At 68.8% G+C, this 26,975-nt stretch carries 21 protein-coding genes; 11 read left to right on the forward strand and 10 right to left on the reverse strand.

Annotated features, from left to right (window positions below):
• Positions 1-319 precede the first annotated feature (319 nt).
• The 7 genes from OG804_RS27810 (at position 320) to OG804_RS27840 (ending at position 10,825) form a co-directional block, all read left to right on the forward strand.
• Positions 320-4,327 (forward strand): WXG100-like domain-containing protein, encoded by a 4,008-nt coding sequence (locus tag OG804_RS27810; protein ID WP_328391470.1) that lies wholly within the window; start codon positions 320-322, stop codon positions 4,325-4,327.
• A gap of 15 nt (positions 4,328-4,342) precedes the next feature.
• Positions 4,343-5,440, forward strand: a complete 1,098-nt coding sequence (locus tag OG804_RS27815; RefSeq protein ID WP_328391472.1) for a hypothetical protein — start codon at positions 4,343-4,345, stop codon at positions 5,438-5,440.
• 233 nt (positions 5,441-5,673) lie between these two features.
• The gene (locus OG804_RS27820; protein ID WP_328391474.1) at positions 5,674-6,342 is read left to right on the forward strand and encodes a hypothetical protein; all 669 of its coding nucleotides are present in this window, start codon (positions 5,674-5,676) and stop codon (positions 6,340-6,342) included.
• Between the two features lie 212 nt (positions 6,343-6,554).
• Positions 6,555-6,779 carry a hypothetical protein gene (locus OG804_RS27825; RefSeq protein WP_328391476.1) on the forward strand — a complete coding sequence of 75 codons (225 nt, stop codon included), beginning with the start codon at positions 6,555-6,557 and terminating at the stop codon, positions 6,777-6,779.
• Between the two features lie 155 nt (positions 6,780-6,934).
• The gene (locus OG804_RS27830; RefSeq protein WP_328391478.1) at positions 6,935-7,738 is read left to right on the forward strand and encodes an SDR family oxidoreductase; all 804 of its coding nucleotides are present in this window, start codon (positions 6,935-6,937) and stop codon (positions 7,736-7,738) included.
• A gap of 26 nt (positions 7,739-7,764) precedes the next feature.
• Complete coding sequence (locus OG804_RS27835) at positions 7,765-8,568, forward strand: DUF72 domain-containing protein (protein ID WP_328391480.1); 804 nt, start codon at positions 7,765-7,767, stop codon at positions 8,566-8,568.
• Between the two features lie 301 nt (positions 8,569-8,869).
• Entirely contained in the window at positions 8,870-10,825 is a 1,956-nt protein-coding gene (locus tag OG804_RS27840) for a GMC family oxidoreductase (RefSeq protein WP_328391482.1), read from the forward strand.
• A gap of 9 nt (positions 10,826-10,834) precedes the next feature.
• Here OG804_RS27840 and OG804_RS27845 read toward each other — a convergent pair whose 3' ends face one another.
• The 10 genes from OG804_RS27845 to OG804_RS27890 form a co-directional block, all read right to left on the reverse strand.
• Positions 10,835-11,209, reverse strand: a complete 375-nt coding sequence (locus OG804_RS27845) for a DUF742 domain-containing protein (protein ID WP_328391484.1) — start codon at positions 11,207-11,209, stop codon at positions 10,835-10,837.
• Positions 11,206-11,622 carry a roadblock/LC7 domain-containing protein gene (locus tag OG804_RS27850; RefSeq protein WP_328391486.1) on the reverse strand — a complete coding sequence of 139 codons (417 nt, stop codon included), beginning with the start codon at positions 11,620-11,622 and terminating at the stop codon, positions 11,206-11,208. The genes OG804_RS27845 and OG804_RS27850 overlap by 4 nt, the downstream gene beginning before the upstream one ends.
• The gene (locus tag OG804_RS27855; protein WP_328391488.1) at positions 11,600-13,999 is read right to left on the reverse strand and encodes a sensor histidine kinase; all 2,400 of its coding nucleotides are present in this window, start codon (positions 13,997-13,999) and stop codon (positions 11,600-11,602) included. The genes OG804_RS27850 and OG804_RS27855 overlap by 23 nt, the downstream gene beginning before the upstream one ends.
• A 390-nt stretch (positions 14,000-14,389) precedes the next feature.
• Positions 14,390-14,764: a DUF742 domain-containing protein gene (locus OG804_RS27860; protein WP_328391490.1), complete on the reverse strand. Its 375-nt coding sequence runs from the start codon at positions 14,762-14,764 to the stop codon at positions 14,390-14,392.
• On the reverse strand, positions 14,761-15,177 hold the full coding sequence (locus OG804_RS27865) for a roadblock/LC7 domain-containing protein (protein WP_328391492.1): 417 nt from the start codon (positions 15,175-15,177) through the stop codon (positions 14,761-14,763). Before OG804_RS27865 ends, OG804_RS27860 begins: the two co-directional genes overlap by 4 nt.
• The gene (locus OG804_RS27870) at positions 15,155-17,473 is read right to left on the reverse strand and encodes a sensor histidine kinase (protein ID WP_328391494.1); all 2,319 of its coding nucleotides are present in this window, start codon (positions 17,471-17,473) and stop codon (positions 15,155-15,157) included. Before OG804_RS27870 ends, OG804_RS27865 begins: the two co-directional genes overlap by 23 nt.
• 283 nt (positions 17,474-17,756) lie before the next feature.
• Positions 17,757-19,289, reverse strand: coding sequence for a hypothetical protein (locus OG804_RS27875; RefSeq protein WP_328391495.1), 1,533 nt, complete (start codon positions 19,287-19,289; stop codon positions 17,757-17,759).
• Between the two features lie 172 nt (positions 19,290-19,461).
• The gene (locus OG804_RS27880; RefSeq protein WP_328391497.1) at positions 19,462-19,818 is read right to left on the reverse strand and encodes a hypothetical protein; all 357 of its coding nucleotides are present in this window, start codon (positions 19,816-19,818) and stop codon (positions 19,462-19,464) included.
• 103 nt (positions 19,819-19,921) lie between these two features.
• On the reverse strand, positions 19,922-21,454 hold the full coding sequence (locus OG804_RS27885; protein ID WP_328391499.1) for an acyl-CoA synthetase: 1,533 nt from the start codon (positions 21,452-21,454) through the stop codon (positions 19,922-19,924).
• A gap of 190 nt (positions 21,455-21,644) precedes the next feature.
• The gene (locus OG804_RS27890; RefSeq protein ID WP_328391501.1) at positions 21,645-22,346 is read right to left on the reverse strand and encodes a FadR/GntR family transcriptional regulator; all 702 of its coding nucleotides are present in this window, start codon (positions 22,344-22,346) and stop codon (positions 21,645-21,647) included.
• Positions 22,347-22,653: 307 nt separating this feature from the next.
• Between OG804_RS27890 and OG804_RS27895 the strand changes: the two genes are divergently transcribed.
• From OG804_RS27895 to OG804_RS27910, 4 genes are read left to right on the forward strand one after another with little or no spacing between them, the layout of a single operon-like run.
• Positions 22,654-23,805 carry an acetamidase/formamidase family protein gene (locus tag OG804_RS27895; protein WP_328391503.1) on the forward strand — a complete coding sequence of 384 codons (1,152 nt, stop codon included), beginning with the start codon at positions 22,654-22,656 and terminating at the stop codon, positions 23,803-23,805.
• A complete protein-coding gene (locus OG804_RS27900; protein WP_328391505.1) occupies positions 23,802-25,094 on the forward strand; it encodes an amidase family protein in 1,293 nt (430 codons plus the stop codon). Before OG804_RS27895 ends, OG804_RS27900 begins: the two co-directional genes overlap by 4 nt.
• Positions 25,091-26,065 (forward strand): ABC transporter substrate-binding protein, encoded by a 975-nt coding sequence (locus tag OG804_RS27905; protein WP_328391507.1) that lies wholly within the window; start codon positions 25,091-25,093, stop codon positions 26,063-26,065. The genes OG804_RS27900 and OG804_RS27905 overlap by 4 nt, the downstream gene beginning before the upstream one ends.
• A complete protein-coding gene (locus OG804_RS27910) occupies positions 26,062-26,952 on the forward strand; it encodes an ABC transporter permease (RefSeq protein ID WP_328391509.1) in 891 nt (296 codons plus the stop codon). Before OG804_RS27905 ends, OG804_RS27910 begins: the two co-directional genes overlap by 4 nt.
• Positions 26,953-26,975 lie beyond the last annotated feature (23 nt).

Consider the following 26,975-nt stretch of genomic DNA (forward strand, 5'->3'; position numbering starts at 1 on the left):
CGTCGGGGCTGCGCACCATGGTTACCCCTCGTATTTCTCGGTCGGTCCGCGATCGTCATGACGGTCGCGGCGGCCCACGTTCGGACAAGTGTGCAGCACGGGCCTCGGCGCCGGATGGCAGAATCTGCTCGGCATGGTCGGTCCAGAAATTCTTCGGATCGGGGGAACCGGGTGCTGTTCCACCGCGTCGGACTGAGTGATGGATCTGTTGTCGAGGCGAAGGGGCGGGTCGATGTGCGCCGTCGGCTGCCACACGTTGGCGCGAATGAACCACCGGACCACTGTCGCTCCCACGGTGTCCGTGGTGGGGGTGCGCTGAATGGGTATCGAGATCCCGGGGGCCCTGCAGTGGACGGCGAAATATGTGGTGGGGGCCGGTGACTGGCCGGAGGGCGACGAGACCGCGATGCGGCGGGTGGAATCCGCCTGGACGCAGCTGGCCACCGACCTGCGGGATCTCGGCCCGGACGCCAACTACGCGATAGACCAGGTACTCGCGGCCATCGAGGGCGACACCGCGCAGGCCATCTCCGACCGCTGGACCCAGCTCGGGCACGGTGCGGGCGCCTTCGACGGCCTGATCGCGCATATCGAGACACTCGCCGACGAAATCGGCGACGGCGCCGCCGATATCGAGCACACCAAGCTCGTGATCCTGGCCAGCCTGGCGATCTTCGCGGTCGAGATGGCGGTACTTCTCGCCGCGGCATCCACGGGAATCGGCGCTCCCGCGGCGGCGGCGGAAGCCGCCGTACTGCAAACCGCGACACGGGTCGCGGTGCGGACCGCGATCAAACAGCTGGTGCAGCGGATCCTGTCGAAAGCGGCGTTGAAAGCCGCCGCCCGCTCCGCGGTGCGCGGCGCATGGGCCGCTGCCCTGGAAGAAACGGGCCTGGACCTCGGCGTCAAAGCGCTACAGGTCGCGACGGGCCGGCGAGACGAGATCACCACCGAGGACCTGACGAGTGCGGGCAAAACCGCGCTGACCGCCGCGGCCACCGGTGCCGTCACCGGGGCGATGGGTCCCGACGGGATCACGACGCGGAACGTCCCCGGCGGCCCCGAGGGCGGGAATCCGCTGGCCGACGCGGCGAAGGACGCGGCGAAGGAAACGGTCGCCGGTATCACGGGCGAGGTGGCGGGCGAGGCCACCGACGCCGCGCTCAACGACCGCGAGTTCAGTCTGGAAGAGGCGCTGTCGCCGGAGAACCTGACATCGTCGGCCGCCGCGGGGGTGCAGCGGGGGACCGAGACGCTGGGGGAGAACAGCGCCGGGGACAGCAGTTCCGGCAGCGAGAACAACGACAACGAGAACAACGACAACGAGAACGACAGCAGCGAGAACGACAGCAGCGAGAACAACACCGGCGGCGCAGACGAAAGCGCCCCCGGCGAACGGGACGCACCCAACCCCTCCGACAGCCAGGCCCCCGCTACCCGAACCGCGCAAACCGAGCCCGGGCCCGAACCGGACTCGGGTGACCGCGGCGACAATAGCCGGGAATCCCAGACCCCGCCCCAGAATCAGCCCCAGGGCCAGCCGCAGCAGCCGTCGCAACCGGAGAACCAGGCGCCGACACAGCAGTCCCCGAGCTCGGACAGCCCATCGCAGACTCCGTCCCAGGACTCGGGACCGCAACCGTCGAGCCCGGATTCGAATTCCCCGGTGCAGCCGTCGACACAGGATTCCGGCCAACATTCCCCGAGTTCGGATACCGGGTCACCGTCGCAGACATCGACACAGGACCCGGGCCAACCGTCCAGCCCGGAGTCCGGTTTGCCGTCGCAGCCGTCGAGTCCGGAGTCCGGTTTGCCGTCGCAGCCGTCGAGTCCGGATTCGGGTGAGCAGGCGTCGACTCCGGACGCCGCCTCCCCGGTAACCACCACCGGCGGGCAGCCGCCCGCTTCCAGCCTGAACCTGCCTCCCGACGGTCCCACGCCATCGAACACCGATACCCCGGAAACCGCGGCCAGTTCAGGTCCTTCGCCGACCTCGGACACTGGTACGCCGGAAGCCGCGACCAGTTCAGGTCCTTCGCCGACCTCGGACACTGGTACGCCGGAAGCCGCGACCAGTTCAGGTCCCGCGCCGACCCCCGACACCGGAACTCCGCAGGCCTCGACCACCCCTGGCAACGCGACTGCGCCCGAAACCTCCACAGCACAGCCGCCGGGCACTCAGGGCACGCCCGACTCACCGACTCCGCAGCCGACGCCCCCTCCGGGCCCCACCGGGCAACCGACTCCCACGACCACCACGGGGGATACGACGACCTCGGGAGAGGCGACGACTACGGGCGAGGCGACCACAGCGTCGGCTCCCGCCACATCCCCGGTAGGCGGCCTCCCGCAACCCACAGCCCAACCCGCCACGACCGCGTCGCCGTCGAACCCCAACTCCGACACTGCCACCCCGGAAACCGCTTCCACCACCGCGGCCGCGGCCACCGCCACGCCCGCACCGCCCACCCTGGCGACACCCCTCACCCCTACCGTCACCCCGGCCGACACACCGCGCACCACCGGTCCAGCCGACGCGGCAACGTCCGCCTCACCGTCCGGCGCGACCCCGGCGAGTAGTTCCCGGAACCCGTCCCGCCCCACCGACACCACGCGCCCTGCGGACACCACGCGCCCCTCCAACAGGACGCCCGAAGGCACATCCGGCGACAGCTCACCTCGGAACACTCGCCCGGCAACTCCGGACAACACCCCCGCCGCCCCGCGCGACAACTACAACCTCTTCGACCCGGCAAATCACGCCCGTTTCCTGGTCGAGTTCTCCCGCCCGCCCATTCCGGCGCGGCCCACCACCGACACCACTCCGGACCGGACGGCATCGACCCCGGACGAGGCTCGCCCACCGAACGCTCCACCGGCTACCCCCAGCCGAACCGACACCGCCAGTCGGAACGACACCGCCGCCACGGACCCCGCGCGCTCGGCGCATCCGAACCCGACGCCGCCCGCTCCGATCGATACCAACTCCGCTCACACCCGGCCGAATCAACCGCACTGGAACACGCCACGCCCCACCGACCCCATCTGGAACTCTCCACACCAGCCACGAACTCGCCAGCACCAGAATCCAGCGACTGCGCAACCGGCCCCGCATACGCAGCAACCGGCCCCGCATACGCAGCAGCCGAACCCCCACCTACAGCGGCCAGATTCGAATGTGCAGCGGCCGGATCCGCATACGCAGCGGCCGGATCCGCACATGCAGCGGCCGGATCCGCATGGTCAGCGGCCGGATCCGAACAACCCGCTGCCCCCGCGCCGCACGGATCCAACGAATACTCTGCCCTCCCGTCCCGACCAGTCGAACGGTTCAGCACCCCAACGATCCCGTAATCCGCAACCGGGGCAGAATCCCCCGTCCCCGTCCCCGTCCCCGTCCCCGTCCCCGTCCCCGTCCCCGTCCCCGTCCCCGGGTCGGACCGATCCGGCGAATATCTCTCGGCCGCCCCACCCGCAGCAGCCGGATCCGCGCACTTTCCGCGCCCCGGAATCCCTTCCGCCACCTAGGCAGAGTCCTCCTCCGGCACCCACGGCTTGGGCGCCGACCAACCCGGATGCTCACCGGCCGGATCACCCCGACCGGCACTCCTTCGGGCAGCCCGCACGGGTGCATCCGAGTCCATCGAATCCTCGTCGTCCGAGCCCGCTGCGCCGATTCGTTCAGTGGCTGGCTCCGGCGTCTCGCTCCTCCCGGCCGGAAACACCGGTCTCGGTGCAACCGAGGCCGCCCGTCGCTCACGGTCCGGCTGTCCCACCGGCGACCACTCGACCCGACAACGGGCAACCACCGATGGATGCGAGGATCCCCGACAGTCCATTCGGTTCAACGCCGCCGTTCCAGTCGACAGAGATGGCGCCGACCTATCGGGGAGAAAATACTCCAGGTAATACCGTCTGGCCCGGATCGTGCGTTGACTATCTAGACGAGTACCGTCGGAGTCTGGCGCGCATAACGATCAGGGACGGTCGATTGTACGATTCGAATGGAAATCTGTTCGACACCCGAAATGGGCATTCCGCCTGGGGTGGTAGTGGTCGGGCGATCTTTGTCATGGACCAGAATGGAAACCTGTACGCGTCCACTTACCATGAACAAGGAAAGTTTCACCATTCGAGCTTTCTCGCCGGAGCCCCGGTTTCCGCGGCAGGGGAACTCGTGGTCACCAACGGCGAGCTCAGGCTGCTGACGGACTCGAGTGGTCATTACACGCCCTCACGCGCTTTCTCGTTGCAGGCCGTCAATCATCTGCGCAATCTCGGTGTGAATATTCGGCCGGATCAACTGAGCTTCGTAGCTCCCGCATAGATCATGGAGGATCGTATGGCGTCGCTGTGGCCAGGGATGGTGAACACGATTGTCTACAGTGTCCAATTCGACGACCTCGGTGAGGTCACCCGAGACCGAATTGTTCGAGCGCTTCTCACCGAGCCGATCGATACACTCACTCCTGAGCAGGAGTTCGAAGCCCTATCCGAGGGGATAAGGAACAACTATCCGCTCCCGGATGTGGTCGAGACCAGATATCAGCCCTCCGAGATCAGGGATTTCATCGCCGCGGTGGTCGAACAGATGGATGCAGCGCGACCTTGGCCGGTTCTCCCGTATCTCCCTTTGCCTGCGGAGCAGCTTCGTGGATTTCTGGCTTCGGCGCGCCCGATTGCCCGGGTGCACCTGCCGTTCACCGAAGTCGAAACGGCAATGAAGAGAAACTTCAGGGGAAGCCCGGAATTCGGTGAATTTCTTCTCTTGCGTATGCATTCCGGTATCGATGCCGCTTTTTTCGCCAACTACTGGGACGACAGCAGCGACACCTTGCTCTCGGCCACCGCGGTACCTTTTTACGCTCATGACATCGTGGCGGAGTTGGTAGCCGGCTCCGGTCTGCGTTCGGAGGACTTCTCTTTGACGATTTGGCCCGAGCCTCCCGAATCCGGTTACCCCCCGTACGAAACCACCCCGCTACGAACCGAATTCCACGGCGAGCACCTGCCGGGCAACGCGCAGTGGGGCGGTACGTTCGTCAATTATCTGAGCCCGCAGGAGCGGGAGCCGTACCGTTTGTTCGCCAACAACGGCCTGCTCTACACCAGTGAGCAGCAGCCGTTGGATACCTCGTACGCGCGCACCCTGTGGACCCCGCAGGGCGGCCGGGCGATTTTCGTCATGGACGACCAGGGGCAGCTCTACGCGTCGCCTTATCACCTGCTCGGTGAGTTCCACCATTCCAGCTTCCTGGCCGGGAACCCGGTGGCGGGCGCCGGGGAGATCCGGGCTGTACAGGGAAGGGTCGAGCTCATATCCGATCACAGCACGCACTACCAGCCGCCGCGCAGGTTCACTCGGCAGGTGATCGATAGCTTGGTCCGGCAGGGGATCGCGTTCGATGAGCGGGCTGTCGAATACCACTACCCCGCCTGAAGCCGTGACGGGAAGCTGACAACAGTGCCGAGACTATGGACGGACAATCTATGAGTGGTCGAATTCCTCCGATGGGGTTTGGGGTAAGCCCTGGAACGCCGGGCTTCCAGCCTGCGAACTATGAAGGTTCCACGCTCCATCCAGTCGTCCATCTGCCGGTCGTACTGCGGGGCGAGTTCATGGGAGCCCTTTGGGGGGCGACGACGAGTCGATCGGCGGGGTTCGTTCGTCGGTTGAAATTCGATCCCGATGATCTGACGATCGATCCGTTCTCCGATCCATCCCTGCGGTGCTCGTTCGTGTGGGAGGACCGGTTGTCGCAGTCCTACGCGGAGAACCTGACCCCCTACCAGGCGGTGACTCGGTGGAGAGGCGCACCCGAGGATCCGATAGGCGGCTATATCCCCCCGGACGCGGTGGAAGCCGAAGTGCGGAGTCTGGCCGAACTGTACGAACTCACCAACCCGGGTGGACCGCCGCCGCCTGGTGTGATGATCCAGGACGGCTTGTATCCCGACGGCACACCAGCCGATCGTTCGCAAGGGTGGGGGTCGCTGGGCGGCTATACCCGTCCCATGTACCCCACCTTCACGGATGCAGCGGTTCGGTACGTCCCAGTTACCGCCGGGGGAGCCGTTCTCGGATATCTCTGGGCGTCCACGGCCGAAGACGCCGCCGCCTACCTGCCCAGCGAGCAAGCGGGCAAGCCCGGGCTCGTCGCGGCAGGGTGGTGGCGGGGAAGGCTCGGCGACTGGTACGAGAGTGAGCTGGCGCCCACGGCCGCGCTCGCCGCGTCTCGGCAGGTTCCGGAGAACGCGTTCGGTGGCGTCGTCACCGTCGACGCGCCCGAACACCAGGCGCCTTCGCTTGCGCACCTGATCGATGTGGCGCAGCGGAGGTAACACCGCCTTTTGCTAGCCACTGTGCAGGTTCACTCGGCAGGTGATCGATAGCTTGGTCCGGCAGGGGATCGCGTTCGATGAGCGGGCTGTCGAATACCACTACCCCGCCTGACGCCGCGACGGGACACTGATACGCGTAGAAGGCCGTGGGCTACCGACTGTCTCGGATACGCTGCGGCCCTGAGATATTCGACAGACGAAAGGCAGTGATTATGATCCGCAAGGTCCTGCTGGCGGTCAGCGCCGGAATTCTGATCAGCACACCCGTGACGGCGTCGGCCGATGTCGCGGTACCGGAAGCCGAGGCCGGCCCTGCCGCGCAGGAGGTGGCGATCAGTACCGGGTCGGCGGTGGGGGATGCCGTCATCAACGGGCTCATTCTCGCGATCTTCGGGCCGAACGATCCGTCGACGTGCAAGTTTCCCTACTGCTTCTGACGACGCGCTGTCCGGGCACGGTGAGCGGTTCGCCGCCGTACCGGGCCGTGGCCGAGCGGCCGGGCCTGTTCCCGGGTGACCTGCCCGTCCGTTAGATTGGCCAACCGGGCGGCCGCGCCGCCCGGTTGGCAGGACCGTCGAGGGTTAGGGATCGTATGACGAAGACCGCGCTGGTGACCGGGGCATCGTCGGGGATCGGGCGGGCGACCGCCGCACTGCTGGTCGACCGCGGGTATCGGGTGATCGGGACCAGCCGGAACCCGGAGACGATCGCGGAGTCGGCGCGAGTGGCGGGGGTCGAGTATCGCGCGCTGGATCTCACCGATCCGGCCGGTATCGAGCGGTTCGGGGCGGAATCGGGGCCGGTGGATGTGCTGGTCAACAATGCGGGGGAGAGCCAGTCGGGGCCGCTCGAGGAGTTGCCGCTCGAGGCGATCGGCCGACTGTTCCAGTTGAACGTGTTCGGTGCGGTGCGGCTGTCGCAGCTCGTGCTGCCGGGGATGCGGGAACGCGGGTACGGGCGGATCATCATGGTCGGATCGATGCTGGCGAGCTTCCCGCTGGCCTATCGGTCCTCGTATGTGGCGGCGAAGGCGGCGATCAAGGGGTTCGCGGACGCCGCGCGGCTGGAGACGGCGCCGTTCGGGGTGTGGATCAGCACGGTGGAGCCCGGGTCCATCGCGACCGGGATCGGGGAGCGGCGCACCGAGTACATCGCCGAGGATTCGGTGTACGCGGCGGATTTCCGGACCATGCTCACGCATCTGGACAGCAATGAGCGGTCCGGGATATCGGCGGCGCAGGTCGCCGAAACCATCCTGCGCGCCATCGAAGCGGATAATCCGAAACCGCTGTACGCCAGGGGCAGTCGCGCGCCGATCGTGTTCCTGCTGCGTCGCCTGCTGCCGGCGGCGGTGATCGAGAAGGTCGTGGCCGGGATGCACGGACTGAAACGTTGAGCCTTCGGCTCCACGTCGGTTGCGCCATGTGGACACACACCGCATGGCCGGTCACCGGGGACAAACTGCGCGGTTACGCGCACTGGTGCAACGCGGTCGAAGGGAACACCACGTTCTACGCGGTCCCGGCGCGGCGGACGGTCGAGACATGGGCGGCGCAGACCGATCCGGATTTCCGGTTCGTGATCAAAGTGCCCAAGACGATCACGCACGAGCGGCGGTTGGCGGGGGCGGACCAGGAGCTGAACGCTTTTCTCGACATCATGGAGCCGTTGGGGCCCCGGATGCACGCGCTGTGGATCCAGCTGCCCGCGTCGTTCGGCCCGAACGACCTCGGCGCCCTGGCGGGTTTCGTCCGGGCCGTACCGGAAGACCTGCGGGTGGCGGTCGAGGTGCGCCATCCCGCCTTCTTCACCGATGAACACACCGCCGCGCACCTGGAAGGCGGGCTGGCCCGGATGGGGGTGGAATGGGTTCCGTTCGACACCACCACATTGTTCGCCGCCCCGGCTTCGAGCCCGGCCGAACTCGAAGCCCGGTCCAAGAAGCCGCGGCTGCCGCGCCGGATGCGTGCGCTCACCGATCGGCCGATCGTCCGCTACCACGGCCGCGACGACCCGGCGGCGACGGTGGCGGGGTGGGCGCCCTGGGTCGAGCAGACCGTGGACTGGTTGCGTGAGGGGCGGTCGCCGACTGTCTTCCTGCACACCCCGGACAACGCGTCGTCACGGGATCTGGCCCGCAGTTTCCACGACGAGGTCCGCGAACTCGTACCGGATCTCGACCCGCTCCCGGACCCGGCCGAAGCGGAACCGATGACCCTGTTCTGACGCCGATCGCGGCTCGTGCCGGTCCGCTGGTTCCCACGGGCCGGTCGGCTCGGTTTCCCATGCGCGGAAGCGGGGGATCGGAACGAACGTCGCGTTCGCGCGCGTCATGGGCGCCGCTCGGTCGGCTGTTCTCCAGCTCGCGGTGGTGTTCCGGGAACCGGCTCTCACCTGTCGGGGAGAGGCGGCGAAGTAATTTACTATTCTGCTGCCTGTTGTATCCAATTGCCTGCATTCGCCGCTATTTGTGAGCGAAGGTTCACCCGGCGTGATAGAACAGCGGGGATCTGAAAGGCGGATGGGTATGAAGGTCACTGCCAAACAGCGTGCCGCGCTCGGGACGATCTGCGATACATTCGTGCCGGGCGACGGGATGACGCTGCCGTCGGCGACCGAACTCGGCGCCGTGGACACGGTATTCGAGTTACTCGGACGCAATCCCAGGGAAGCCGAGAGCAAGCAGTTGGCGACCCTGCTGGACGTATGGGACTCGCCCCTGACCGGTCTGCTCACCGGCCGAGGGCCGCGGCGGTTCTCGACGCTGTCGCAGGAGGACCGGGAGCGGGCGCTGCTGCGACTGGGCGATTCCCGGATCGGCGCGGTCCGCGCGGTTTTCCAAGCGCTCAAACAGGCCTCGCTGCTCGCCTACAACGTCACCCCGGGGCCGACCGGATTCCATCCGCTGTGGAAGGAGATCGGGTACCCCGGACCGCCCGGCCCGCTGCCGAGTGCGCCGCGACCCGCGCTGTCCCCGCAGCGGGTCACCGAACCCGGCACGCTCACCTGCGATGTCGTGATCGTCGGATCGGGCGCCGGCGGCGGGACGGCGGCCGCCGTCCTCGCCGAGGCGGGACTCGAGGTGATCGTCGTCGAACGCGGCGGCTACTACGACGACCAGGATTTCGGCGCGGGCGAACTCGCGGGCCTGCAACAGCTGTATTCGCCCGGACCGGCCGCGTCCGCCGAGGGGCAGATCACGCTGGTGGCGGGGACCTGCCTCGGTGGCGGAACGGTCGTCAACTGGAGTACCTCGCTGGCCACACCCGAGAGCGTGCGGGCGGAGTGGGCAGCGCTGGGCGCCAACCAGTTCGGTACGGACGAGTTCACCGAATCGCTCGACGCGGTGGTACGCCGGCTCGGGGTGAACGAACGCCGCTCGATCCTGTCGCCGCGCGACGGCGTGCTCGAACGCGGCGCCGGTGCACTGGGCTGGGCGGTGGATCCGTTGCCGCGCAATGTCACCGACGCCTGCGACGCGGGGGTGGAATGCGGCCGATGCGGGAACGGGTGCCGCATCGGCGCCAAACAGTCGGTCACCAAAACGTGGCTGGCCGATGCCGCCGCGCGCGGCGCGCGCCTCATCGTGGACGCCGAGGTGCGCCGGATAGAGGTCCGCGACGGCCGCGCCGAAGCGGTATCGGTGCGCAGCGCGGCGGGAGTCGACTTCGAGATCCGGGCCCGAGCCGTGGTGGTGGCGGCCGGTGCGATCCAGACCCCGGCGCTGCTGAAGCGGTCCGGATTGCGCAACGACAATATCGGCCGGTATCTGCGGCTGCATCCGGCGGCGGCCGTGTTCGGGGTGTTCGACGAGGAGATCCGACCCTGGGAAGGCGGGCTGCAGACCCGGATCTGCCGTCACGACGCCGATCTCGACGGCAACGGTTACGGCGTCATCTACGAGACCGGGCCGCTGCATCCCGGATCGTCCACGGGGTTCATGAGCTGGCGCGGCGCCGCCGGTCATCGGACCACCATGCTGGATTTCGCCCGGACCAACGCCGTCGGCATCATCACCCGCGACCGCGATTCGGGCACGGTGCAGGTGGGCCGAGACGGCGAACCGACCGTCGACTACCGCATCTCCGACTACGACGCCGCCCACCTGCACACCGGAATCGAAGGCGCGGCGAAGATTCTCGAAGCCGCGGGAGCGCGCCGCATCTTCTCCGGACATCAAGCCGGTGTCTCCTACGAACCCGGTGTGCGGGGTTCGCACGACGAATTCGCCGCCGCCGCCCGCACCGCGGGATACGGCCCGGGCCGGTGCGCGCTCGGCGCCCTGCACATCATGGGGTCGGCCCGGATGGGCGGCTCACCGGATCTCTCCGCCACCGACCCGGACGGAGCCACCTGGGATGTGCCGAACATCGTCGTCGCCGACGCGTCCTGCTTCCCGACGTCCTCGGGTGTCAACCCGATGGTGTCGATCGAGGCGATCGCCCATATGAACGCGAAACGACTCGCCGCGCGGCTGACCTGACCTACCGGATCAGCTGCCGCGCAGGCTGTTCGCGATCATCTGGAGCAGACCCAGATCCGCGTCGTCGCCGGTGTCGGCCGGGGCGCGGACGATCAGCCGGCCGTCGTCGACCAGATCCCCGATGAGCACTTTTGTCAGCGTCAACGGGACGCCCAGCTGCGCCGACACCTCCGCCACCGACTGCGGGACCCGGCACAGGCCGACGATGTCGACGTATTCGGGCTCGGACCGTCGCGGCGCCAGCCCGGGCGCGGTGTCGACCACCATGGTGTCCAGGGTGAGGTCCGAGCGCGAGGTACGACCCCGGCCGCGGGTCAGCGCGTAGAGACGTACGACGGGGCCGGCGTCCTCCTCGTCCCAGTGGTCGTCGTGCGGGCCGCTCACGGCTGCGGCGCGCCGTTCGGGTGCGGGCGCGAGTCGACGGCCAGATGGCTGCCGACCCGCTGCACAGTTCGGTTCATCTCATAGGCGACCATGCCCATGTTCGCGGACTCGGAGGCGAGCAGGGCGAGGCAGGCGTTCCCGCCGGCGGCGGTGATGAACAGGACGGCGCGGTCGAGTTCGACGACGGTCTGGCAGACTCCGCCGGCCTTGAAATGGCTGCCGGCGCTGCGTGCGAGGCTGTGGAAGGCCGATGCCATGGCGGCGAATCGTTCGGCGTCGGTGCGTTCGAGTCCGGCCGAATGGCCCATCAGCAGTCCGTCGGTGGACAGCAGGACCGCGGATTCGGCGTCCGGCAACCCGCTCACCATTTCTTCCAGCAGCCAGCTCAGGTCAGTGCGTGGCGGAGTGGTCATCGTCGCCTTCCTGTCGAGTTCTATCGGTCGAATCGGGACGCGGGTGACGTCCGGACCGGGTGCCGCCTTCTATCGCGGCCATCAGGTTCCGTGCCTGCTCGGGTGTGCGGGCACGGGGTGTGTCGTCGGCGACCGGAGTCGGCTCCGGCTCCGGGTCGGTCTGCTGTCGGCGTCGTCGCGGCAGTGCGGGACGGCCGCCCGCGCCGGGCTGCGACACCGGTGCGGCGGGGACCGGCTGCGCGGCAGCGGAAGTGGATCGCGCCACCGCGGAGGCTGCGGCGGGAGCGGTGTCCGGCGCACCGCTGGACACCGCCGCATAGGCGGGTTCTTCGGCGGGCGGAGGTTCGGTGGGGCCACCGGATTCGATGAGTGCGGTCGGAATCAGCACGACCGCCTTGATCCCGCCGTAGACCGATTCCGACATGCGCACCGACGCGCCGTGCCGGGCGGCCAGCGTGGCCACCACGAAAAGGCCGAGACGGGTCTCGCCGGTGAGTGCCGCCACCCCGAAATCCGGGGGCGCGGCCAGCAACTCGTTCCGGGTGGAGATCTCCGCCGCCGACATTCCCAGACCCTGGTCGGCGACCTCGACGGCGACACCGCGGCCGACGACCGACGCCGATACCTCGACCCGCGACTCCGGCGGCGAGAACGCGGTGGCGTTCTCCATGAGCTCCGCGAGCAGATGGATGAGGTCGGCCGTCGCCTGGCCGGTGATGTGCACCTCGGGGACCTGCCCGGTGTGGATCCGGGTGTACTCCTGGCTTTCCGCGGCCGCGCCCCGGATCAGGTCCCACAGGCGCACCGGTTTACGCCACCGCCGGCCCGGTTGTTCGCCGCCGAGGACGATGAGGTTCTCGGCGTGGCGCCGGGCTCGGGTGGCCAGGTGGTCGAGTTCGAACAGCAGCTCGAGCTGGTCGGCGTTCTCTTCCCGACGTTCGGCTCGGTCCAGCAGTGCCAGCTGGCGGTGCACGGCCAGCTGGTTGCGATGGGCGATATTGAGGAAGACCGTCCGGAAACCGGCCCGGGTCTTGGCTTCGGCCACGGCCGCCGACACGGCGGCGACCTGTGCCCGGTTGAACGCCTCGGCCACCTCGCCGAGTTCGTCGGTGCCGAAGTCCAGCTGGGCCACTTCGGCCGCCGTATCGATATCGGCGCCGTCGTCCAGCCGGCGCATGAGGTCGGGCAGACGTTCGTCCGCGAGTTCCAGGGTGTCGTCGCGCAACCGGCGCATCCGGGCGATGAACCGGTTGGCCCCGATGATCGCGGCGAGGAAGGCGACTGCCGTGACGATGAGCACCGCGACACCACCGATCAGCGACAACCCGGCGGTATCGGTGCCTTCCGTGCGCGCGATGGCATGGGCGTCGCGGCTCTGGCTCTCCCACAGTGCCAGCAGGGCCGAGTTGAGCCGACCGGACGCTTCCTGCCAGGCGGGAACGGTCATCGGCAGGGGGGCCGTTTCGGGTACATCGGTCTCGTCGTAGTCCTCGCCGGTTCCGGACGGGTCCGCGGCGGGCTCGCCCGCGGGCACGGGACCGCGCAGGACGAGGGCGTCCTGCATGGCGATCACCTGCTGCCAGTCCGGTGAGTCGGTGATCGCCCGCAGCTGGGCCAGCCGCGACCCGGTCAGCACCGTGGCCGAATACGCCACCTGTGCGCGGACCTCGCCCGTATACCGGGTGAACTCGAGCAGCTGACCCGCGGTGATCTCACCGCGGGCGAGCGCCACGGTGCCGAGGGTGTCGGCCTGCGACAGTGCCTCCGCGGCGCGCAACGGTTCGACGCCGTAACCCAGGGCGATGCCGAGCCCGGCGCCGGGCGCGACCCGGGCCGCCACCAACGACGCTTTGGGGATGGTGCCGATCACCGTGTTGAAGAATCCGAACGCCTCCTCCTGCGGCATCGCGCGGGCGTCGATCGCGGTGCGCACACCGGGAACCCGGCTGTAGAGCGGCCGGAAGGTCTCGAGTTCGGCGGCCGATCCGCCGGGGTTCAGCCGTTGGGCCGCCTCACCTTTGGCGATCACCGCGGCGAGCGCGATATCGGAGTGCTTGCGTGCGTCCACCAGACTGTTCGCCGCGCTCGGGTCGCCCGCGAGATACAGCAGCGACAGCCGACGCTCCTCCTCGAAGGACTGCACCATCGAGATGACCGGCGTGGTGGTGCTGCTGATCAGATTGGCCCACACCGTCGCCGTCAGACTGGATTTCACCAGATACCCGGCGGCGCCGACACCGACGATCACCAAGGTGACGCTGGTGATCAGCACGATCGACAGCAGCCGGGCCCGGATGCCCAGCCGGCCGCGCGTCGCGTTTCTGCCGGACCGGACCGCCCGCACCAGTGATTCGGGCAGTTGCCGCCGAACAGCCACGATAGATCAACCCGTTCCCGGGGATGCGCGCGTGCGACACCGTGGTGACCGGCGCATCACCCAATGTTCTCGGCATTGCCGTTGCCCGGCAATGCATCAGCCTTCGTCCAGACCATAGCGAAAGCTGCGCGCATACCGGAGACCGGTCTCACCGAGCGGGCCTCGGGGTATCGGTGTGATGGCAGCTACAGGGTGTGGTCGGCCTGTGCTGTGCGGGGTGGATCCATCGGTGCCGAACTGTGCGTTCCCGTTCCCTGTTCGACGGGTATCACCTGCGGTGTTTCGGGTATCGTCGGCGCCTCCTGCTCGGGTGCGGCCGCCGGGGCCGGTCTCGGTTCGTCGTACGGGAATACACAATCGTTACTGCCGCATCCGCTCGGATATCCGGGCTCAACCTCCCCGCAGACTGTTCGCGATCGTCCGGAGCAGGCCGAGATCGCCGATATCGTTCGTGGTCTCGGCCGGTGGACGGACGATCAGCCGGCCGTCGTCGATCAGATCTCCGATGAGCACTTTGGTCAGCGCGAGCGGGACGCGCAGCTGTGCCGATACTTCCGCCACCGATTGCGGCACCCGGCAGACCCGCACGATATCGATGTACTCGGGTTCGCTCCGCCGCGGCGCGAACCCGGCGCCGATATCGACCACCATGGTGTCCAGGGTGAGTTCGGTTCGCCCGGTGCGACCCCGGCCACCGGTCATCGCGTAGAGGCGCGCGACGGGGCCGGCCTCCTCCTCGTCCCAAGGGTCGCGCGGCGCGTTCACGGCTGTCTCGCACCGTTCGGCCGCGGGCGCGAGTCGACGGCCAGATGGCTGCCGACCCGCTGCACAGTCCGGTTCATCTCGAACGCGACCATACCCATGTTCGCGGACTCGGCGGCCAAGAGCGCGAGGCAGGCGTTCCCGCCGGCGGCGGTGATGAACAGGACGGCGCGGTCGAGTTCGACGACGGTCTGGCAGACCCCGCCGGCCTTGAAATGGCTGCCGGCGCTGCGTGCGAGGCTGTGGAAGGCCGATGCCATGGCAGCGAATCGTTCGGCGTCGGTGCGTTCGAGTCCGGCCGAATGGCCCATCAGCAGTCCGTCGGTGGACAGCAGGACTGCGGAGTCGGCGTCGGGCAACCCGTCCACCATTTCTTCCAGCAGCCAGCTCAGGTCAGTGCGCGGGGGAACGGTCATCGTTGCCTTCTTCGCGAGTGTGATCGGTGGTGGGCGATTCGGTATCGGGACGGCGGCCGGACCGGGTGCCGCCGTCGATGGCCGTCATCAGATTCCGAGCTTGTTCGGGGGTCCGGGTGCGCGGCAGATCGACGACGGGGATCACCCCGGTATCGGCTTCGGTGGACTGCCGCTGACGGCGCGGCAGCACCGGGCGGGCGCCTTCGTCCGGGCGGGGCTTCGAGATGACGGTCATCGGATGTACCCCACCGGAGACGGCCGGTGCAGGTTCGGCGGCCGGCGAGACGAAGGGCTCGCCGGGCGGCACCGAGGCCGGGACGGGTTCGAGAGCCGGATGCTCCGGCGGGCGCGGCCCACCCGACTCGATGAGTGCGGTCGGGATCAGCGCGATCGCCTTGATCCCGCCGTAGACCGACTCCGTCAAGCGCACCGGAACACCGTGGCGGGCGGCCAGGGTGGCCACCACGAACAGGCCCAGGCGAGTATCGCCGGTCAGCGCCGCCACCCCGAAGTCCGGGGGTTCGGCCAGGAGTCGGTTGTGCGCCGTGATCTCCTCCTCGGTCATCCCCAGCCCCTGATCGGTGACCTCGACCGCGACCCCGCGGCCGACCACCGACGCCGATACCTCGACGCGGGATTCCGGGGGTGAGAACGAGGTGGCGTTGTCCATCAGCTCCGCGAGCAGATGGATCAGGTCGGCCACGGCTTGGCCGGCGATGAGCACCTCGGCCACCCGGCCGGTCTGGATCCTGGTGTAGTCCAGGCTCTCCGCCACCGCGCCACGGATGAGTTCCCACAGCGGGACCGGATTGCGCCAGCGGCGGCCGGACTGTTCGCCGCCGAGCACGATCAGGTTCTCGGCGTGGCGCCGGGCCCGGGTGGCCAGATGGTCGAGCTGGAACAGCAGCTCGAGCTGATCGGCGTTCTCCTCCTGGCGTTCGGCCCGGTCGAGCAGGGTGAGCTGACGATGCACCGCCAGCTGGTTGCGGTGGGCGATATTGAGGAACACCGTGTGGAATCCGGCACGTGTCCGGGCTTCGGCCACCGCGGCCGATACCGCCGCCACCTGCGCCCGGTTGAACGCTTGAGCGACCTCACCCAGCTCGTCGGTGCCGAAGTCCAGGCGCGACACCTCGGCGGCCGAGTCCACGTTCTCGCCGTTGTCGAGGCGCCGCATGATGTCGGGCAGCCGCTCGTCGGCCAGTTCCAGGGTGTCGTTGCGCAGTCGGCGCATCCGGCCGATGAACCGGTTCGCCAGTACGAGGGCGGCGACGAACGCCAGAATCGTGATGAGCAGGACCGCGGCGCCGCCCGCCAGGGATCGGTTCGCGGTATCCGCACCCTGGGCCCGCGCGGTGGCATGGGCGTCGCCGCTCTGGTCCTCCCACAGCTTCAGTAGCGCGCCGACGACCTCGCCGGACGCTCGCTGCCAGTCGGCGACGCTCGACGGCAGGGCGGCGGCATCGGAATCGGTGGTCTGCTCGGCGCCGTAGCCGGTGCTGTCCGGGTCGGCGTCGGCGGCGGGCGCCGGCCCGCGCAGCATGACGGCGTCCTGCATCGCGATCAGCTGATGCCAGGCCGGAGAGTCGGTGAGGGACCGCAGTTGCGCCAGCCGCTGTCCTTTCAGCAAGGCACCGGAATACGCCACCTCGCCCCGGAATTCGCCGATCTGCCGGTTGAACTCGACCAGTTGCGCGCCGGTGAACTCGCCGACGGTGAGCGCGACCGCTCCGAGAGTGTCGGCCTTGGAAAGCGATTCGGCGGCCCGCAACGGCTCGACTCCGTAATTGAGCGCGATCCCGATGCCGGCGTCGGGCGCCACCCGGGCCGCCAGCACGGACGCGCTGATGATGGTGTCGATCACCGCGCTGAAGAACCCGAACGCTTCCTCCCGCGGTATCGTGCGCGCCTCGATCGCCGCGCGCAGGCCGGGCACCGCGTCGAACAGTTTCTGGTAGCCCTCCAGTTGAGCGGCCGATCCGTCGGGATCGAGCCGCATGGCGGCGTCGCCCTTGGCGGTGACCGTGGCCAGCGCGAGATCGGAGCGTTTCCGCGCGTCCACCAGTTGGCCGGCCGCCCCGGGATCGCCGGCCAGGTACAGCAGCGAGAGGCGGCGTTCCTCTTGGAGCCCCTGCACCATCAGGATGGCGGGAGTGGTGGTGCTAGTGGCCAGATCGGCCCATTCCTGTGCCGCCCGGCCGGAACGCACCAGATAGGCCGCGGCGCCGACGCCGACCGCCAGCAATGCGCTGCTGGTGATGAGCACGATCGCCAGCAGGCGGGTCCGGATACCCACCCGGCCCCGCGTTCGACCAGGTCTGGATCGGTGTGTCCGAATGAAATCGGGGACAGGCAGCCGCTTGGACACAGTAGATCAACTCGTTCCCGGGCATGCGCGCGTCCGACATCATCGGTCCGGCTCACCGCCCAACTATCCCGGCACTGCGGTCTCCCGGCAATGCGCCACGCTTTCGTCCAGACATTAGCGAAAGCAACGCATTTCAGTATCGGAAACGTCTACTCCCACCAGGCGTTCTATTCGAACTCCGGCAACGATGTGTTACAGGGGAGGGAGCAGGTCAGGCGGTACCGCGAGTCGCACTCATCCGTTTCGCCTCCGACGCCCGGAAACACAGCACCCGTTCGCCGTATCCGGCGAGCGGCTGGGCCTCGGCGGCCTGCCGGATACCGCTGGCCGGCAACTCGGTGAGTTTCGCGAACATGGTGGCGTTGCCGAAAGCGGACCGGATCTGGGTCTCCGAGGCGTAATCGGCGCCGTAATCGGCGAGCTTGCCGAAGTCCAACGGCGACAACGGGGTATCCAGGGCGACCGGTTCCGCGGGACGGCCGAGCGCGGCGTACTGGGTCGCCGAACCCTGCTCGTACCAGCACAACTCGTAGGCCAGATTCTCGGTGCTGGTCACACTCATGACCGGCCACTGCTGGGAGAGGTACAGCGCGAGCGGATTCTTCGCGACCGGGGTCAACTCCCATTTCAGGGACTTGACCGCGACCCAGCTCCCCGACAATCGCTCGACCAGGACGATGTCCTCACCGAGTTCGGCGGCGGCGTTCAGTTGCGGATCACGGGTGCCCCAATGTGCTTTGTCCACCCCGTAGGCGGTGTTGATATCCACCGGCTCCGCCCCCGCGGCGGTGTAGGCGGCGATGATCGCGTCCCGCACCAGGGTCAGTGCGTCGGGCGCCGAGCACAGCACGCCCAGCGCGCCGAACGACGAACCGATCTCCACCGGCCGGGACGGCTGGTCCGGCATCGCGCCGGCGACCAGTGGTTTCAGCCCGACCAGAGCCAGCTGCCAGTTGATCTCCTCGATCGTCGCCAGATCACCGGCGCTTTGGTACAGGATCTGCTGCTGGGTCAGATAACCGGCGCGCTCGAGCGTGCGGCATTCCAGTTTCCGCAGCGCGGACTGCGTTTTGGCGGTGAAACCGATCTCCTCGATCTTCAGCGCCCGCAGTTGCGCCGCCATGGTCGGGCTGGTGAGCGCGGTATAGCGTTCGCGGTACATCGCCACGGCCTGTTTCCGCTGCCTGCCCACCATCAGGGTGCGCAGCAGGGTGTTCAGGGTCGCGAGGTATTTCCGCGACTGCTCCGCGTCGGCTTCGAACAACGTCGCGCGGATCCGGACCGCCTCGTTGGTGGCCACCACGGCCGCGCCCGGGTCCAGCCGGCACAGCCACACACCGCATTTCGACAGGCCGTCCGCGCAGACACCGGCCGCGTTCGGATAATCGTGCGCGACCCGGGTGTAGGCGTTACAGGCGTCGCGGATGGTGGCGGTCGCGAGCTCACGATGCCCGATGGCCCGGGCCGCCTGCTCCAGTAGCCGCAGCGTGTCCTGGACTTCGTTGGCGAACACCGCCGACACATGGCCCGAGGTGAACCAGCGCAGTCGGATCAGCACCGCTTCCTGGGCGGGCTCCAGGGCGCCCGCCACCCGGTTGCGCACCGAACCGTCGGTCTGGGTGGCCAGATAAGCCGAGGCGAGTTCGCACAAGCCGGTGGCCAGCTGCAGTTCCGCCTCCGGTGTGCGGTCACGCGCCGCGATCCGGTCCGCGGCCACCCGGCCCTCGATGGCGATCAGGTCCATCGCGATCTCAATTCCCGCATCACCTTCCGCGCACGGTACCTGCCGACCCCAACGAGTCGAGCGGCCGTAGTCCCAGCTTTCCACGGAAGTCTGCCACAGGTGCGGGTGAGTTAGCAGGGCTACCGGGGCGTTCGCCGCACCCGGGGATGGGCGAACGCGGTATCCGGGCGGGTCAGTCCGCCGGTATCGTGCTCGCGCCCATCCCCAGATAGAACAGCATGATCAGGAACAGGAACCAGCCCGCGCCCTGCCAGATCGGCCAGGTCCCGCCGCGGCGCAGGACCCGGACCGTCTCGATGAAGGCGCCGATCCCGCCCAGCAACAACACCAGGCCCGGTCCGAACAGCACCGCGGTCCGGGTAGGCGCGTCGCAGAGCAGCGCGTCGGCGTCGCGGCACCGCCCGGTCGCCGCCCAGACCGCGGTGATCGCGCACACCAGCGCCGCGACGCCGAGCACGGCCAGCGTGTAGCGCACGGCCCGGCGGAAGTTTCCGTCGTCGGACCACCGTTTCTCCGCGTCGTCGGTCATCGCCCAGTCCTCCTGGGCGCGGTATTTCCCGGTCGCGCCGGTGCAAACATCGCTGGTCGCGGTGGGGTGACGGGTTCTCAGCTCGCCGGTTCCGGCCCGCCGATCACAGGTATTGCGCCCGCAATTTCCCCTTGACCAGCTTGCCCGTCGGTGTGCGGGGCAGTTCGTCGGCGAAGTCGAAACTGCGGGGCACCTTGTAGTGGGCGATGCGGGCCCGCAGGTACTCGCGCAGTTCCGCGGCCAGTTCCGGACCCGTCTCCACACCCGGGCCGGGCTGGACGACGGCCTGCACCGATTCACCCATCTCCTCGTCGGGGATGCCGATCACCCCGACATCGAGGACCTTCGGATGCAGGGCGAGCGCGTCCTCGATCTCCTGCGGGTAGATGTTGACCCCGCCCGAGATGATCATGAACGCCTTGCGGTCGGTGAGGAACAGGAAACCGTCGGCGTCGATGTAGCCGATATCGCCCGTGGTGGTCCAGGTGGGGTGGCCGGGGTGGATCGCCTGCGTGGTCTTGTCCGGGTCGTTGTGGTAGGCGAACGGGAGTTCCTCGCGTTCGAAATAGATGGTGCCGATCTCGCCGGTCGGCAGTTCGGCGCCGTCGTCGCCGCACACCCGGACCGTGCCCATACCGGCCGGCCCGACCGAACCCGGTTTGCGCAACCACTGCTCGCTGTCGATGAAGGTGGCGCCGTTGGCCTCGGTCGAGGCGTAGTACTCGTAGAGCACCGGGCCCCACCAGTCGATCATCGCCTGCTTCACGTCGACCGGGCAGGGCGCCGCCGCGTGGATGGCGACCTTCAGGCTCGACAGGTCGTAGCGGGTGCGGACGGACTCGTCGAGCTTCAGCATCCGGACGAACATAGTCGGCACCCACTGGCTGTGCGTGACCCGGTAGCGCTCGATCGCCGCCAGGGCCCGCTCGGCGTCGAACCGCTCCATCACGACGAGGGTGCCGCCCAGCGCGTGCACCACACCGCCGAAGCGCAGCGGCGCGGCATGGTAGAGCGGGGCCGGGGAGAGGTAGACGGTATCGGTGTCGAATCCGTAGAGGGGACCGAAAACGGCGGTGAAGGTATCGCCCGGGGCATCGCCCACCTGCCGGTCCGGCAGCGCCGGTTTGATGCCCTTCGGCCGCCCGGTGGTGCCGGAGGAGTACAGCATGTCGGCGCCGCGCGGCTGGTCGGGCAGCGGTTCGGGGGAGGCGGCGGCCAAGGCGTCCGCATAGGATTCGAAGCCGTCGACGGGGCCGCCGAAGGCCAGCCGGACATCGATTCCCGGAACCTGCACGGCGACCTTTTCGGCGGCTTCCCGTAGTCCCGCGGACACGATCAGCACCCGGGCGCCGCAGTCCTCGACGATGTAGCTGATCTCCTCCGGCGACAGATGCCGGTTCACCGCGGTGATGTAAAGCCCGGATCGCAGCGCGGCCCAATAGACCTCGTAGACCTTCGGGTCGTTTCCGGACAGCAACGCGATGTGGTCGCCTCTGCGCAATCCGGCGGCGTGCAGATGCCGGGCGAGCCGGACGGAGTTGTCCTCCAACTCCCGATAGGTCAGCACCTCGCCGGTCTCGGCGAGAATAACGGCTGGTTTATCGGGGAAGCGATCGACATGCGCGCCGGGGTACATACTGCTCCTCTACGGAACGGAGCGGTCGATATCCGACCGCCGAGCCGATAGGGGACCCGCGCGCCGTTGCGCGGCGCCGGTCCCGCCGGGCAACTGCCCGGCGATCGCGACAATAGTGGAAAGTGAACGGTGATTCGTTAAGTTCGGCTAAAGTGGCCCGCTGACCTCCGCCGCGCGACCTCCGGCGACGCTACGGAACGCCGGGTGTGCTGATCTCGCGGACCTCGCGCAGATGCTGTTCCATCGCGGCGGCGGCCGCCGCGCCGTCGCGATCGGAAACCGCCCGGTAGATCATCTCGTGGCCCTGGATCGAGATCCGGCGGCCGAGCGCGGTGCGATGGGAGAGCGTCCGGGTGCGCTGCGTCCATTCGGTGGTCATCGTGCACAGCGTGACCAGCAGCGGATTCTGCGCGGCGTGCGCCAGCAGTGTGTGGAACTCGATGTCGAGGCGCATCGACTCCTCGGGCGGGAGGCTCTCGTGGGAGCGGGTCAGCACGGTGTCGAGCGATAGGAGGTTGGAGTCCACGGCGCGCAGCGCGGCAAGTTCCGCGATCCGCGGCTCGACCAGGTCGCGTAGTTCGGTCGCGTAACCGAGTTCGACGTCGAGATCGGCCAGGTTTCCGTACAGCTGTGCGGCGCCCCGCGAGATATCGGCGACCGTGCTGCCCCGGCCCTGCCGACGCTCCACGAGTTTCTTCGATTCCAGTTCGAACATCGCCTCGCGTAACGACGACCGGGACACGTTCATACTCGCCGCGAGTTCGCGTTCCGGTGGGAGCCGGTCCCCGGCCCGCAGTTCGCCGCTGATGATCAGCCGTTCCAGGTGCGCCGCGACCTCGGCGCTGACACTGCGCGAGTGGCGGCGCATCGGGGGTATCGATGCGAAGGTCATACGGGCCCTCTCTCGGTGCCGGACACCCGGCCGCGGGTCGCGGTTCGCGAGCACGGCGGTGAGTAAAATGGTCCGACCAATGTCGGTGATCTGCGTGCAGGGGAATTCTACGTAGCGGCACGCGGATTGTCGCAACGCTCGGTCCGGCGGTCCGAATGATTCGGCGAAGTTACCGATCTACAGGGTATTTCGCGGGTTGTGTTGCGCACCTGTAAATCGGCCGTTACGTTCCGTGACCGCGCTCGCGGCCGAAGTCCCCTGCTCCTATGGTCGGTGCATCAGGTGGTCTGACCAATAAGGAGTCGCGGTGACGACGCTGGCACGTCAGGAACAGGCCGCGGCCTTCCCGGTTCTGCAGCAGCACACGGGAATCGACCCGGCGGCGGTCTACGTTCCCGCAGAACCGGACAGGGTCCTCTGGGGGCGGCTGCCCTGCCGCGCCGACCGCGCGGTGGTCACGGTGACGTCGGGAACCACGGTGGTCGTCGATACCGTGAGCCACGAGGGAATCCTCGAAGACCAGGGCTCGGACCCGGTGCGGTACTTCGGAAGTCACGGCGTGGACCGTGCGGAGGTGCTGGACGACGCGATCGCGGTGGCGGCGGGCCGGCCGCGTGAGCCCGGCTCCGGGCCGCATATCGTGACCGGCCCGATCGCGGTCGCGGGCGCCCGGCCCGGGGATCTGCTGGCGGTGCGGATCGACGCGCTCACCATGCGCGCACCCTACGGTGTGGTGTCCACCCGGCACGGACGCGGAGTGCTCAGCGGCCGCGCCGGATTCGACGGCGACTACGGACAGTTCTGCCGAGTCGCACCGCACGAGGACGGCTGGTTCGCCACGATGCCGCTCGACGCGGTCGGGCGGGCCGGGCACGCGACCTTTCCGCTGGCGCCGTTCCTGGGCATCATGGGCGTGGCCACCGATACCGGGACCAGGGTGAACTCGGTACCGCCCGGGCCGCACGGCGGCAATATCGACGTCAAACTGCTCACCGCGGGCGCCACGGTGTTCCTGCCCGTCCAGGCCCCGGAGGCTCTGTTCTATATCGGTGATCCGCATTTCGCGCAGGGCGACGGCGAAGTGGCGCTGACGGCGCTGGAGGCTCCGTTGCGCGCGACACTGACCCTGGACCTGATCCCGGCCGCGGAAATCGCCGGCGGGTTCGGCGGCCGGATCGGACCGTTCGCCGCCGCCCACGGGCTGCTCATCCCCACCGGATTGCACGCCGATCTGAACACCGCCCTGGAACTGTGCGTGACCCATGCCGTGGAACTGGTCACCGGCCTGTTCGAGGCCGACCCCCGGCAGGCCTACCTGTACCTCAGCGCCGCCGCCGATTTCACGATCTCGCAGGCCGTCGACCAAGTGCGCGGCGTGCACGGGGCCGTGCGCCGGGCGGACTTCGGCCGGGCGGCCGATACCGCGTTCGCGCGCCGGATCCTGGAGCGAGTGCGGTGACCGGGACGGCCGTGGACCCCGAGATCGACACCACCGTCTGGCGAGTGGCCGGGGCGCCGCTGGTCGGCGCGACCGCGCCGGGACCGCTCACCGGGCAGACCGTGGCCGTGAAAGACCTGTACGCGGTGGCCGGATTCCCGGTCGGCGCGGGCGTTCCCGCCTATCAGGAGGAGCAGGCCCCGGCGCCGCGTCACGCGGCCGTGGTGGCGCGTCTGCTGTCGGCGGGCGCACAGGTCGCCGGTATCGCGCACACCGACGAATTCGCCTACAGCCTCACCGGCGGCAACGGCGGGTTCGGCATGCCGGTGAATCCGGCCGCGCCCGATCGGATCCCGGGCGGTTCCACCAGTGGTCCGGCCGTCGCGGTGGCCCGCGGCGAGGTCGGCATCGGCCTGGGGACCGATACCGCCGGCTCCATCCGGGTGCCGGCCGCGTATCAGGGTCTGTGGGGGATCCGCACCACACACGGACGGGTCGACACTTCCGGCCTGCTCCCGCTCGCCCAGTCGTTCGACAGCGTCGGCTGGGTCGCCCGGGACGGCGCGACCCTGGCGGCCGTCGCGGACTGTGTCCTCGACGGCGACAGTGCCGCGTCCCGCGGTTTCGTGGTGGACCCGGCGATCTGCGCGTACGCCGACCCGTCGATCGCGGCCGCGGTACGCGCCCTCGCCGTCGGGCTCGGCGCCACGCCGGTCGAGGTCGCGCCCGCCGATACCTGGCTCGCCGCGTTCCGGACGGTCCAGGCCTTCGAAGCCTGGGCCAACCACGGCGACTGGGTGGCCGCACATCCCGGCGTGCTCGAACCCGATGTGGCCGAGCGGTTCGCCTTCGCCGCGACGGTGACCGGGGCACAGGCGGCGGCCGCGCGCCGCGTACTGGACGAGGCCGCCGAGACGCTGCGAGCCGCGCTCGCCGGTCGCGCCCTGGTGCTGCCGACCACCGCGACACCGGCCCCACCGCGTTCGGCGGGGCGGCCGGTATGGGAGGCCGTCCGCGCCCGCACACTCCGGCTGACCTGCCTGGCGTCCATCGCGGGGCTGCCCGCGGTCACGATGCCGCTGCACCCTGTCGCGACGATGCCGCCGGGCCGGGGCGCGACGATGCCGCCGGGCCCCGGCGCGACGCTCCCGCCGCGCCCGGGTACCGAGACTCCGCCGCGCCCGGGTGCGGCGCCGGCCGGCTGGTGCCTGCTCGGTGCGCCGGGCGCCGACCGTTCCCTGATCCGCCTCGCACTCAGCACTGCCGCTGTCCTGGCCGAGGGATCGCCACACAGTGAGGATCGACCATGAAACATCCACTTCGCCATATCCTCTCGGTCATCGTGGTCACGGTGCTGGCCGTGGCCGGCCTGACCGCCTGCATCGCCACACCCGACAGCGCCGGCGGCGACCCGAACGCCATCCGGATCGGGACGCTGCGCGGGCAGCCGCACCTCTACGCCCCCTATTTCATGCAGCGCTTCGCCCCGGAGAACACCAGTTACGAGATCGTGCTGTTCGAGAACTCACCGGATATCAAGAACGCCCTCGCCTCGGGCGCGGTCGATATCGGAGTCCTGGGCGCACCCGCGATGCTCGCCGGCATCGCGGCGGAACAGGACGTGCGGATCATCGCGTCGGCGGCCGACGGCGGGTCCGGATTCGTCGGCCGTCCGGAGATCCGCACACCGGAGGATCTGCGGGGCAAGCGGATCGGGTTCCCCGCCGGGTCCTCGCAGGAGATCGCCTTGAAACTCACCTTGCGGGCGCACGGACTGGACCCGGACACCGATGTGCAACTGATCAATCTGGCGTACTCGGATATGGCCGGCGCCTACAGCGCGGGCCGCGTAGACGCCTTCCTGAGCGCGGAAATGGGTGTATCGATCGCCCGGCAGGCCGGCGCCCACCAGATCGTCTCGCCCTACCAGACGCCGATCGGCGCGACCAATATCGTGCTCGGCGGCAACGGCGAGTTCCTCGACGGACAGCCCGACCGGGCGCGCGACACCGTGCGGACCTTCGCCCGCGCCATCGATTTCATGAAGGGCGATCACGACGCCTGGGCGAACGGACTCGTCCAGACCTTCGGAACGGACCGCGCGGTAACCGATATCGCCATCGAGAACGTCACTCTGCGCTGGGAGCTCGACGACGAGTTCCGGCAGCGGGTGACGGAGCTGGCCCGCCAAATGGTCGATTTCGACCAGCTGCCGGCCGCGCCGGATATGGCGAAGGTCTTCCGGACCGAATTCCTCGAGACCGCGGGTACGCAGCGATGACCGCACTCGGGGTCACGGACGCGGAGACGGCCGCGCGCGTACCGCCGGACACCTCGGCTCCGCCGGACGGCCGGGCCCGCCGCTACCGCGCCCGGGCCGGCGCGGTCCTGTGGGCGCTACCCGTGCCGATCATCGTGCTGCTGCTGTGGGACCGCGGCGTCGGCGGCGGCTGGACCCTGCCGTTCGGGATCCAGATGCAGTTCCTGCCCACCCCGTACGAGGTGGCGCGGCGGCTGGCCGATCTGGCCGTGGGCGGAATCGTCGACGACTCCTACAGCGGCACCCTGTGGCTGCACCTCTACGCCAGCACACTGCGGGTGGTCCAGGGGTTCGCGATCGCGGCCGCCGTGGCGGTGCCGCTCGGGATCGTGATGGGCCGTTCGCCGACCGTTTTCCGGATGCTCGAACCGACGCTCAATCTGATCCGCCCGATCCCGGTGACGGCGTGGGCGCCGTTATCGCTGCTGATCATCGGATTCGGCGACCGCGCCACCATCTTCCTGGTCTTCCTCGCCGCGGTGTTCTCGATCCTGATCAACACCGTCGCCGGTGTCCGCGCAGTCCCGGAGCGGTTGTTCGAGGCCGCGGCCATGCTCGGCACGCCGCCCGCCCAGACGCTGTACAAAGTGGTGCTGCCGGCCGCGATGCCCACCATCGTCTCCGGTCTGCGGATCGCGCTGGGGTTGTCCTGGGTGATCCTGGTGGTCGGGGAGACCGTGGGCATTCGAGTGGGCCTCGGCGCCCTGATAACCCAGGCGCGGGAACAGTCCCGTACCGACCTCATCGTCGCTGTCATGATCGTGATCGGCCTGGCCGGGTTCCTGGCGGACCGGATCATGATGCTCGCCGTGCGGCTGCTCGTGGGGCGGCGTCCCCTTCTCCCATGACCCTCTCCCGGATCAGGTGATCA

This window comes from Nocardia sp. NBC_00416, from assembly GCF_036032445.1.
Taxonomy (GTDB): Bacteria; Actinomycetota; Actinomycetes; order Mycobacteriales; family Mycobacteriaceae; genus Nocardia.

What these genes read in the sequence shown, in the direction of transcription:
- OG804_RS27810 (WP_328391470.1), top strand. Translation starts at nt 320, where the DNA reads ATGGGTATCGAGATCCCGGGGGCCCTGCAGTGGACGGCGAAATATGTG.
- OG804_RS27815 (WP_328391472.1), top strand. Translation starts at nt 4,343, where the DNA reads ATGGCGTCGCTGTGGCCAGGGATGGTGAACACGATTGTCTACAGTGTC.
- OG804_RS27825 (WP_328391476.1), top strand. Translation starts at nt 6,555, where the DNA reads ATGATCCGCAAGGTCCTGCTGGCGGTCAGCGCCGGAATTCTGATCAGC.
- OG804_RS27830 (WP_328391478.1), top strand. Translation starts at nt 6,935, where the DNA reads ATGACGAAGACCGCGCTGGTGACCGGGGCATCGTCGGGGATCGGGCGG.
- OG804_RS27835 (WP_328391480.1), top strand. Translation starts at nt 7,765, where the DNA reads ATGTGGACACACACCGCATGGCCGGTCACCGGGGACAAACTGCGCGGT.
- OG804_RS27840 (WP_328391482.1), top strand. Translation starts at nt 8,870, where the DNA reads ATGAAGGTCACTGCCAAACAGCGTGCCGCGCTCGGGACGATCTGCGAT.
- OG804_RS27850 (WP_328391486.1), bottom strand. Translation starts at nt 11,622, where the DNA reads ATGACCACTCCGCCACGCACTGACCTGAGCTGGCTGCTGGAAGAAATG.
- OG804_RS27865 (WP_328391492.1), bottom strand. Translation starts at nt 15,177, where the DNA reads ATGACCGTTCCCCCGCGCACTGACCTGAGCTGGCTGCTGGAAGAAATG.
- OG804_RS27875 (WP_328391495.1), bottom strand. Translation starts at nt 19,289, where the DNA reads ATGGACCTGATCGCCATCGAGGGCCGGGTGGCCGCGGACCGGATCGCG.
- OG804_RS27880 (WP_328391497.1), bottom strand. Translation starts at nt 19,818, where the DNA reads ATGACCGACGACGCGGAGAAACGGTGGTCCGACGACGGAAACTTCCGC.
- OG804_RS27885 (WP_328391499.1), bottom strand. Translation starts at nt 21,454, where the DNA reads ATGTACCCCGGCGCGCATGTCGATCGCTTCCCCGATAAACCAGCCGTT.
- OG804_RS27890 (WP_328391501.1), bottom strand. Translation starts at nt 22,346, where the DNA reads ATGACCTTCGCATCGATACCCCCGATGCGCCGCCACTCGCGCAGTGTC.
- OG804_RS27905 (WP_328391507.1), top strand. Translation starts at nt 25,091, where the DNA reads ATGAAACATCCACTTCGCCATATCCTCTCGGTCATCGTGGTCACGGTG.
- OG804_RS27910 (WP_328391509.1), top strand. Translation starts at nt 26,062, where the DNA reads ATGACCGCACTCGGGGTCACGGACGCGGAGACGGCCGCGCGCGTACCG.